The sequence below is a fragment of the Enterobacter sp. CM29 genome, from assembly GCF_013179605.1.
GTDB classification, from domain to species: domain Bacteria; phylum Pseudomonadota; class Gammaproteobacteria; order Enterobacterales; family Enterobacteriaceae; genus Enterobacter; species Enterobacter intestinihominis.
This window is the reverse complement of the sequence record NZ_JABMCU010000194.1, coordinates 1-8,385: the sequence shown is the minus strand read 5'-3', so window position 1 is coordinate 8,385 and position 8,385 is coordinate 1. Positions and strand designations below refer to the sequence as shown.

Here is an 8,385-nt window from a genome sequence, read left to right as displayed (position 1 = left end):
GCGTGCCTTCGGACATCGCGCCGAGCGTCTCCATCCAGGCCGCCTGCGGGGCGTAGTTTTGCGGGTCCGCCATGCAGCGGTCGATGGCCTGACGCCACACCTTCGCCACCTGGCTCACGTAGGCCGGGCTACGCTGGCGGCCTTCGATTTTCACCGAGGCAATGTTGGCGGCCAGCAGTTCCGGCAGCAGCTCCAGCGTGTTGAGGCTGGTGGGCTCCTCCAGCGCGTGGTAGCGCTCGCCGTCCACCAGATAGCGGCCTTTGCACAGTGTCGGGTAGCCCGCGTTTTCACCGTCCTGATAGCGGTCGATTAACACGTTATTCAGGCGCGACTCCAGCCCCTGCGGCGTTTGCTGCCAGCGAACGAAGCGGGCAGGCGAGCAGGCACCGACGGTATTTGGCGATTCCCCGGTAAGATAGGAAGAAAGATAGCAGCGGCCTTCGGCCATGATGCACAGGCTGCCGAAGGCAAAAACCTCCAGCGGCACTGGCGTGACGCGCGCCAGTTGCTTAACCTGATGAATAGAGAGCACGCGCGGCAGCACCACGCGAGCCACGTCAAAGTGTCGATGATAAAAACGCACGGCCTCTTCATTGGTGGCCGATGCCTGAACAGAGACGTGGCGCTCAATATGCGGATAACGTTCTGCCGCATACTCAAGCATAGCGAGGTCGGCCAGGATCAACGCATCGGCGCCCAGCTGGGCCGCCATATCCACGGCGCGCTGCCAGCGGGCGTAGCCATCAGGATGGGCAAAGGTATTGATGGCGATGTGCAGTTTGCGCCGGTGCTGGTGAACGAAGTTAACGGCTTCCTGAAGCTTTTTCTCCGTAAAGTTAAGACCCGCAAAATGGCGGGCATTGGTATCATCTTTCAGCCCGATATAGACCGCATCGGCCCCATTTTCGATGGCCGCCTTAAGCGCCGGAAGGTTTCCGGCAGGGCAGAGCAGCTCCATAATTTATCCCGATGTTGTCGATCGCAGGGATCGTAAAAAATGTTAACGAGCTGGGATTTTAATTAACCCATACGCGACAATTTTTGATTTAAGGCAGCTAATGGCGTATTGATGGCACCAATAATGAGGTATACCGGACAACGGTTTGTTGATTTACGCCGCTATCTTCTTGTCGGGATATGGCAAAATAGCAGGACTATAGCTATCAGGGAGTAAAGCTCGTGCTGGATAAACTGCGTTCACGTCTCGTACAATTTGGCCCATCAATGCTGAGCGTGCCGGTAAAACTGGCGCCGTTCGCGCTTAAACGCCAGGTGCTGGAACAGGTACTGAGCTGGCAGTTCCGCCAGGCGCTACAGGACGGTGAGCTTGAGTTTCTGGAAGGCCGCTGGTTAAAGATTGAAGTACGCGATATCGGGTTGCGCTGGTTTACTTCCGTAGAGAACGATCGGCTTATCGTCCGTGAAACCGCCGAGGCGGATGTCAGCTTTAGCGCGGATGCCAGCGATCTGCTGATGATCGCCGCGCGCAAACAGGATCCGGACACCCTTTTCTTCCAGCGTCGTCTGGTGATTGAAGGCGACACGGAGCTCGGTCTGTACGTCAAAAATTTAATGGATGCCATTGAGCTGGAGCAGATGCCGAACGCACTGCGTATGATGTTGATGCAAATGGCAGATTTCGTTGAGGCCGGGCTAAAAACCCCGCCGGACAGTAAACACACTTCAGTAGGTGAACCATGCTGATTCGAGTCGAAATTGGGATTGATGCGCCGGGTATCGATGCGTTGTTACGCCGCTCTTTTGCAGGCGACGCCGAAGCTCAACTGGTTCACGATCTTCGCGAAGATGGCCTGATTACGCTGGGCCTGGTTGCCACCGACGATGAAGGGCAGGTAGTCGGCTACGTGGCGTTCAGCCCGGTGATTGTGCAGGGTGAAGAGTTGCAGTGGGTCGGAATGGCGCCGCTGGCGGTGGATGAAAACTACCGTGGACAGGGCCTGGCACGCCAGCTGGTCTATGAAGGGCTGGATTCCCTGAATGAATTCGGCTATGCCGCTGTCGTCGTTCTGGGCGATCCGGCGTTCTACGAGCGTTTAGGCTTTGAGCCAGCGTCCAGATACGATCTGCGCTGCCACTGGCCAGGCACGGAAACATCTTTCCTGGTACATCCTCTGGCGGACGATTCGCTCGATGGGGTTACCGGTCTGGTGGAGTACCACGATCATTTCAATCGTTTTTAAGCAGGCTTTCGCGTAGCGCCTCGAAAGAGCCGTCCCCGTTGACGAGACGCTCTTTCTGGCGCTTCGTCAGCTGCTTGATGCGGTATTCCAGCCTGAGCGCCAGGGATCTGTCGCCCACGGCGGCTGAAAACGCCAGCTGAAGTTCACCTTTCCCCCGCAGTGCTTTCGCCCCTTTTCCCGTTTGATGTTGTAAAAAACGCCGTGCCACATCGGTAGTGATCCCGGTGTAGAGTGCGTTATCAGCGGTTCGGACAAGATAGAGAAACCAGCACACGGTAAACAGATTCAGTATGTTAAGGTGAACGCACCATAGCATGAGAGAGAGCGAAAATGGAAACACTGGCCGCCATTAACCGCTGGCTGGCAAAGCAGCATGTTGTGACCTGGTGCGTCTGTAAAGACGAGGAGATGTGGTGCGCAAATGCCTTTTATTACTACGATCCCGAGCGCGTGGCCTTTTACGTGATGAGCGAAGACAAAACGCGGCATGCGCAGATGACGGGCCAACAGGCAAAAGTGGCGGGCACGGTAAATGGTCAGCCTAAAACCGTTGCGCTGATCCGCGGGGTCCAGTTCAAAGGCGAAATTCGTCGCCTGGAAGGTGAGGAAAGCGACGCCCAGCGTAAACGCTATACGCGCCGCTTCCCAGTGGCCGCAGCGCTAAAAGCCCCGGTGTGGGAAATCCGCCTCGATGAGCTGAAATTTACCGACAACACCCTGGGCTTTGGCAAGAAGCTGCACTGGTTACGCACCGAGCAGGCGTAGCGCTTCGCGGTTAAACGCTGGAAGATCGTCCGGCGTACGGCTGGTGATCAGCTGATCGTTATCGTTCACCACTTCCTGATCGTAGAACTCGGCACCGGCGTTTTTCAGATCGATAACGATCGGTTTCACCGCGGTGAGCTTACGCCCGCGTACCACCTCGGCGCTGATGAGCAGCTGCGGACCGTGGCAAATGGCAAACACCGGTTTACCGGTGCCGACGAAGTCACGGGTAAAGGTGACGAAACGCTCGTCCCCGCGCAGGGAATCCGGTGAATGGCCGCCCGGTAACAGCAGGGCGTCGAAATCCGACGGGCTGACGTTATCAATGGATTCGTCAATGGTCACGCTGGCTTCACCCTTGTGGCCCTTCACGGTTTTACCCGCTTCTTTTTCGATGGTGACCACCTCGTGGCCCGCCTTGCGGAATGCCTCTGCTGGCGACGTAAATTCTGAATCTTCAAACTCGTCGGTAATCAAGACTGCGATTTTTTTACCCATGCTTCCTCCGTTGTTTTCGCTTCAGACTGTTTTTTTCCCGTTTGTGGTAAATACTTACCGGTAACAGACTTTTAAGTGTGGTAGAGCAGGCCCAGATCGCAAACGGACTATTCTGTAAAGGGGACAAGATGAGTCAGGTACTGATTACCGGCGCAACCGGGCTGGTGGGTGGACATTTGCTGCGGCTGCTGATCCAGGATCGGCATATCAACTATATCGCCGCCCCGACGCGTCGCCCGCTGTTGGATATCACCGGCGTCTATAATCCGCACGATCCCCAGCTTACCGACGCGCTGGCGCAGGTGCAGGATCCCATTGATATCGCCTTTTGCTGCCTTGGCACCACCCGACGGGAAGCGGGCAGTAAAGAAGCCTTTGTCCATGCAGATTACACGCTGGTGGTAGATACCGCCCTGACGGCCAAGAAGCTGGGTGCTAAGCATTTCCTGGTGGTCAGCGCGCACGGCGCGAACGCAGGCTCGCCGTTTTTTTACAACCAGGTGAAGGGCAAAATGGAAGAGGCGTTAATCGCGCAGCAATGGGAGCGCCTGACCATCGTACGGCCTTCCATGCTGATGGGCCACCGCGACGAACGGCGTTTCAACGAGTCTTTTTTCGCTCCGCTGTTTCGCATCCTGCCCGGTAACTGGAAGTCCATCGAGGCGCGGGATGTCGCGCAGGCGATGCTGAAAGAGGCACTGGCTCCGTCGCAAGAGGGGGTTAATATTATCCCTTCGGCAAAACTGCGTGAAATCGCGCAGGGCGAGGCGTAAACTTCCCCGGCTTATTAAATAACACCTTCCGGGGAATGGTATGACTGGTCAGTCTTCATCTCAGGCGGCAACACCTGTTCAGTGGTGGAAGCCCGCACTCTTCTTTCTCGTGGTCATCATTGGCCTCTGGTATGTGAAATGGCAGCCGTACTACGGTAAAGCCTTCACCGCCGCCGACACCCACAGCATCGGTAAATCGATTCTCGCGCAGGCCGATTCCAGCCCGCTTCGCGCGGCGTGGGATTACGCAATGGTCTATTTTCTTGCCGTCTGGAAAGCGGCGGTATTGGGCGTATTGCTGGGCTCGCTGATTCAGGTACTTATCCCGCGTAACTGGCTGATAAAAACCCTGGGACAACCGCGCCTGCAGGGCACGCTGCTGGGAACGATTTTCTCCCTGCCGGGCATGATGTGCTCCTGCTGCGCTGCACCGGTGGCGGCGGGTATGCGCCGACAGCGCGTGTCGATGGGCGGTGCGCTTGCCTTCTGGATGGGTAACCCCCTGCTGAACCCGGCAACGCTGGTGTTTATGGGCTTCGTTCTCGGCTGGCATTTCGCGTTTATCCGTCTGGCGGCTGGCCTGCTGACGGTGGTGCTTGTCGCTACGCTAGTGCAGCACCTGGTGAAAGACAACGAGGCCGGGCCTGCCTCCGTTGAGCTGGACCTCAGCGATCCGCAGGGCAGTTTCTTAGCTCGCTGGGGCAAAGCGCTGTGGCAGCTTTTCTGGAGCACAATCCCGGTCTATATCCTGGCCGTACTGGTGCTGGGGGCGGCGCGCGTCTGGCTGTTCCCGCATGCGGATGGCGCTATCGACAACACGCTGATGTGGGTGATTGCGATGGCGGTGGCCGGTTGCCTGTTTGTGATCCCAACCGCGGCGGAGATCCCGATTATTCAGACCATGATGATGGCTGGCATGGGTACCGCACCGGCGCTGGCGCTGCTCATCACGCTGCCGGCGGTGAGCCTGCCGTCGCTGATCATGCTGCGTAAGTCATTCCCGGCGAAAGCGCTGTGGCTGACGGCGGGGCTGGTGGCGTTGAGCGGAGTGATTGTGGGGAGTATGGCGCTGGTGTGAAAGAAAGCCCGGTGGCGTTGGCGCTTACCGGGCTTACAGTCAGGTGTGAATTACTTGATATAAGTAAAGGCGGTGGTGACGTGCTTCACGCCGCTCACCCGGCTGGCGATATCCGCCGCCGCTTTCCCTTCACGTTCTGTCACCAGGCCTAGCAGGAACACTTCGCCGTTCTCAGTGGTTACTTTCACGTTTGAGGATTTCACCTGGTCGGTACCCAGCAGCTGGGAACGCACTTTGGTGGTGATCCAGGTATCAGATGACGCGGTGCCGAGACCAATCGGCTGGCCCTGGCGGATCTCGTTAAACACTTCCGCCGTACCTTCTACGCCCATCGCGATCTGTTTGGCGCGCGAGGCGAGTTCAGGGGTTGGCGCCTGGCCTGCCAGCAGAACTTTACCCTGATAAGCCGTCACGTTAATGCGTGCTTCCTTCTTGATCTGTTCGTCTTTCGACAGCGCACTGTTTACGCGCAGCTCAAGCGTACCGTCATCCACCTGCGTCCCAACGGTACGCGGATCGGTCGCTGCTTTGGTGCCGACCGCTGCGGTACCGACTACAGCGGCAGCGATGCATCCCTGAAGCAGTAATGCAGACATCACGACTGCAAGGGCCGATAAAACCTTCATGAGAACTCCTTAATCATCCTGGTGAGGGAAAAGCGTGTTATCGATCAGATCGCATAAGCAGTTCACCGTGAGCATATGCATCTCCTGGATGCGGGCGCTACGGTGCGAAGGAATGCGGATCTCCACATCCTGCGGCCCCAGCAGGCCAGCCAGCTCACCGCCGTCGTAACCGGTCAGGGCGACAATCGTCATGTCCCGGGTTACTGCCGCTTCAACCGCCTTAACGATATCCCGGCTGTTACCGCGCGTGGAGATCGCCAGCAACACGTCTCCGGCATGGCCTAAGGCGCGCACCTGCTTGGCGTAAATTTCGTCATGCAGACGATCGTTGGCAATCGCAGTTAAGACCACGTTATCGGTGTTTAGTGCAATGGCAGGTAAACTCGGTCGCTCGGTTTCGAAGCGATTGATCATGCTGGCAGCAAAATGCTGTGCGTTGGCGGCGGACGTGCCATTGCCACAACAGAGGATTTTGTTGCCGTTGAGCAGCGACTGAACCAGCGTCATCGCTGCACGCGAGATCGCGTCCGGAAGGGCTTCCGCTGCGGCAATCTGCGTTTGAATGCTTTCTGTGAAGCACACTTTTATTCGTTCGAGCACGGTATCCCTTTAAAATCTTATTTATGCGTCTTCGCCAAACGCGTTTTTAAGCCAGTCGATCGCATTTCCGGTGAAGGCTACCACATCGAAACGGCAATCCACAGTATCAAAACTCCCATTATGGCGGGCAAGCCACAAGTGGGCAGTCTGTAATAATTTTTGTTGTTTGGCGAGCGTCACGCTGGCGGCAGCACCGCCAAAACGGGACGACTGTCGGTAGCGTACTTCAACAAACACGATGGTTTGACCGTCTTTCATGATCAGGTCAATCTCGCCGCCGCGCCCGCGAACGTTGGCGGCGACAAAGCGCAGTCCTTTGCCTTCAAGCCAGCGGCGCGCTTTTAGCTCCCACGCGTCGCCGGTCTCTTTGCGGCTTAACTGGCCGGGACGATCTGCCCCTGCTGGTATTTGAGCCATGATAACTTCCTGTTAATCACACAATCCTGATCGGCGGTCAGATCGCCGGTATTCCCGTTAAGCTCAAAGCCCGGTACCTGGCGCATCTGGGTAAAGTGGTTTGCCAGCGCCCAGGCATCGACGCCCATCGCGTACAGACGCGCCAGGGAATAATCATTGCGCACCGCGCCCAGCGCCTGCTGCATCAACTGCGGGTTGCTGCCTGCCAGCATAGGGATCTCGCTGTATTGCAGTCCTTCCATTTCCAGACGGAAATCCGGGCCTGCGGTACCCTGTGCGCTGCGGGAGCTGGCGTAGAGCGTAGCGCCGCTCTGGCTGCCGTTACGCATGGCGATCATTGGTTTGATAAAGGCGATCTCTTCCGGCGTAGCGACGATGTACGCCGAATCCACTTTACCGCCGCCGCTGATTTGCGCGTCGGTAGGGGGGGCCGGGATCGTCAGACCGCCGATGGTGACGCTCTGCTGCTGCGGCAGGCTGGCGGATACCGGGCTACCGTTGAGGGCAATACCTGCCCCGCCGTTCACGCCCGCTCTCAGTTCGGAAGCTGAGCCAAATTTCTGCTGCAACACCACGCCACCGCCAAGGGTCTGCCACTCTTGCGCAAAGGCGTTGGCAACGCGGTCGCCCAGCGTGCTGCGTGGGATCAGCAGCAGCGGCGCCTGCTTGCCCTGCTCGTGAATATGACGGGCCGCATCGCGGGCTTCATCCTCCGGAGAGAGGGCGAAGTAACAGATATTGGCGCGGTTCTGAACCTGCTCTGGCTGGTTCAGCGCAAGCACGTTCAGCGTGGTGTTGCTCTTCATCAGCGCTTCCACGTTGTTTTTCAACAGCGGGCCGACAACGATGCTGGCCCCGTCCTGCTGAACCTGCGCCAGCACCTGGTCAAGCGGCTGGGCGCTGGTGTCGTAGATTTTCAACTCTGCACCAGGGTTAGCGCTGGTGGTGGCCACAGCCTGCGGCTGGGCTGCTGGCTGCTGTTCCGGCTGCGCGGTTTGCGGCTGAGGTTGTTCTGCCGTCGCGGGCGCCGGAGTTTCAGCCGGGGCCTGTGTTGCCGCAGGCGCTGAGGTAGCGGGTTGCGTCGTTGGGGCGGTAACCGGATTCTGCATGGTGCCCTGGGCAGGGGTTTGCGCGGTGGTCAGGTCGCTGGTTTCGGCGGCTGACGGACTGACGACGTCGTTCACATTCGCCGCCTGTGCTGCCTGCGCCGGAACGGCGCTGCCGGTGACGGCGGTAGTGCCGTTTTTCGCGGCTTCAAAACCTTGCTGAATGGCGCGGCCAAACACCGCTGCCTGGCCGTTTAACGGCAGCAGCAGGGCGATTTTGCTGGTGGAGGCGGGCTTAAAGTTTTGCACGTTCACCAGCTGCGTTGGCAGCATTTTTGCTCCCGGGTTTTGCGGGTAGCGCTTTTGCCAGTCGGTAATGCC

General features: G+C 58.1%; 12 protein-coding genes. 5 read left to right on the top strand and 7 right to left on the bottom strand.

What is annotated here, in order from left to right; translation table 11 throughout:
- Positions 1–958: peptidase U32 family protein (locus HP459_RS19040; RefSeq protein ID WP_171936645.1), on the bottom strand; the 958-nt coding region annotated here is incomplete at its 3' end.
- Positions 959–1,179: 221 nt separating this feature from the next.
- On the opposite strand from HP459_RS19040, the gene HP459_RS19035 reads away from it, so the two are divergent.
- On the top strand, positions 1,180–1,704 hold the full coding sequence (locus tag HP459_RS19035) for an SCP2 domain-containing protein (RefSeq protein WP_023307057.1): 525 nt from the start codon (positions 1,180–1,182) through the stop codon (positions 1,702–1,704).
- On the top strand, positions 1,698–2,201 hold the full coding sequence (locus HP459_RS19030) for a GNAT family N-acetyltransferase (RefSeq protein ID WP_022649509.1): 504 nt from the start codon (positions 1,698–1,700) through the stop codon (positions 2,199–2,201). Before HP459_RS19035 ends, HP459_RS19030 begins: the two co-directional genes overlap by 7 nt.
- On the opposite strand, the gene HP459_RS19025 is transcribed toward HP459_RS19030, so the two are convergent.
- On the bottom strand, positions 2,188–2,517 hold the full coding sequence (locus tag HP459_RS19025) for a GIY-YIG nuclease family protein (RefSeq protein WP_003861768.1): 330 nt from the start codon (positions 2,515–2,517) through the stop codon (positions 2,188–2,190). The two genes, HP459_RS19030 and HP459_RS19025, sit on opposite strands and share 14 nt — an antisense overlap.
- A 14-nt stretch (positions 2,518–2,531) precedes the next feature.
- Between HP459_RS19025 and HP459_RS19020 the strand changes: the two genes are divergently transcribed.
- Positions 2,532–2,966, top strand: a complete 435-nt coding sequence (locus tag HP459_RS19020) for a YhbP family protein (protein WP_022649508.1) — start codon at positions 2,532–2,534, stop codon at positions 2,964–2,966.
- Here the strand turns inward: HP459_RS19020 and HP459_RS19015 are convergent.
- On the bottom strand, positions 2,946–3,464 hold the full coding sequence (locus HP459_RS19015; protein WP_015571965.1) for a type 1 glutamine amidotransferase domain-containing protein: 519 nt from the start codon (positions 3,462–3,464) through the stop codon (positions 2,946–2,948). The two genes, HP459_RS19020 and HP459_RS19015, sit on opposite strands and share 21 nt — an antisense overlap.
- 128 nt (positions 3,465–3,592) lie before the next feature.
- On the opposite strand from HP459_RS19015, the gene HP459_RS19010 reads away from it, so the two are divergent.
- A complete protein-coding gene (locus HP459_RS19010) occupies positions 3,593–4,237 on the top strand; it encodes an NAD(P)H-binding protein (protein WP_022649507.1) in 645 nt (214 codons plus the stop codon).
- A 40-nt stretch (positions 4,238–4,277) separates the two neighbouring features.
- Positions 4,278–5,315, top strand: a complete 1,038-nt coding sequence (locus HP459_RS19005; RefSeq protein WP_023307055.1) for a permease — start codon at positions 4,278–4,280, stop codon at positions 5,313–5,315.
- Between the two features lie 50 nt (positions 5,316–5,365).
- Here HP459_RS19005 and dolP read toward each other — a convergent pair whose 3' ends face one another.
- From dolP to HP459_RS18985, 4 genes are all read right to left on the bottom strand, one after another.
- Positions 5,366–5,941, bottom strand: a complete 576-nt coding sequence (dolP, locus tag HP459_RS19000) for a division/outer membrane stress-associated lipid-binding lipoprotein (protein WP_022649505.1) — start codon at positions 5,939–5,941, stop codon at positions 5,366–5,368.
- 9 nt (positions 5,942–5,950) lie between these two features.
- Positions 5,951–6,541 carry a DnaA initiator-associating protein DiaA gene (diaA, locus tag HP459_RS18995; RefSeq protein WP_003861754.1) on the bottom strand — a complete coding sequence of 197 codons (591 nt, stop codon included), beginning with the start codon at positions 6,539–6,541 and terminating at the stop codon, positions 5,951–5,953.
- A 21-nt stretch (positions 6,542–6,562) separates the two neighbouring features.
- Positions 6,563–6,958: a YraN family protein gene (locus HP459_RS18990; RefSeq protein WP_022649504.1), complete on the bottom strand. Its 396-nt coding sequence runs from the start codon at positions 6,956–6,958 to the stop codon at positions 6,563–6,565.
- The coding region (locus HP459_RS18985; RefSeq protein WP_171936644.1) for a penicillin-binding protein activator at positions 6,916–8,385 on the bottom strand (1,470 nt) is incomplete at its 5' end. The genes HP459_RS18985 and HP459_RS18990, both read right to left, overlap by 43 nt.